This window comes from Micromonospora sp. DT231 (assembly GCF_049847025.1).
GTDB lineage: Bacteria > Actinomycetota > Actinomycetes > Mycobacteriales > Micromonosporaceae > Micromonospora.
In genome coordinates, this window is record NZ_JBNCNO010000042.1 from 1 (window position 1) to 679 (window position 679).

At 69.2% G+C, this 679-nt stretch carries 1 protein-coding gene; it reads left to right on the forward strand.

Annotated elements, in window-relative coordinates; translation table 11 throughout:
• Positions 1-35 precede the first annotated feature (35 nt).
• Positions 36-679 (forward strand): acyltransferase domain-containing protein (locus tag ACPXBU_RS34825; protein WP_425761399.1); only part of this gene is annotated, 644 nt, incomplete at its 3' end.

The following is a 679-nucleotide window of genomic DNA, read 5'->3' on the forward strand; positions in this document are numbered from 1 at the left end:
CGTTGGTGCGGCGGTCGGTGTTCGAGGATCGGGCGGTGCGGGTCGGTGACGAGCTGATCGAGGGCACCGCCGTGGCGAGCCGGGATCGTGTGGTGTTGGTGTTCCCCGGCCAAGGGGCGCAGTGGGTTGGTATGGGCGGGCAACTGCTCGATGAATCGCCGGTGTTCGCCGCGTGGGTCGCGGAGTGTGAACCGCTGGTGGATTTCTCGCTGGCGGAGGTGTTGCGTGGTGGTGATTTGGATCGGGTGGAGGTGGTGCAGCCGGTCTCGTTCGTGGTGATGGCCGGGTTGGCACGGGTGTGGCAGTCCCTCGGCCTGCCGGTGGCGGCCGTCGTCGGGCATTCACAGGGTGAGATCGCCGCGGCGTACGTCGCCGGTCGGCTGTCGTTGGCAGACGCGTTGCGGGTGGTGGTGCAGCGTTCCCGGATTGTGCGGGAACGACTGGCCGGTGCCGGGGCGATGGCGTCGGTCGGCCTGCCTGCCGATGAGGTGCAGGTGTTGTTGACCGACGGGTTGAGTGTGGCCGCGGTCAACGGCCCGTCCCAGGTCGTCGTCGGTGGTGATCCCGCGGAGGTGCAGGCACTCGTTGCCGGGTGTGAGCAGCGGGGGGTGCGGGCCCGGTTGGTGCCGGTGGACTACGCCTCGCACACCGCCCAGGTCGACGTCATCCGCGAGGAACT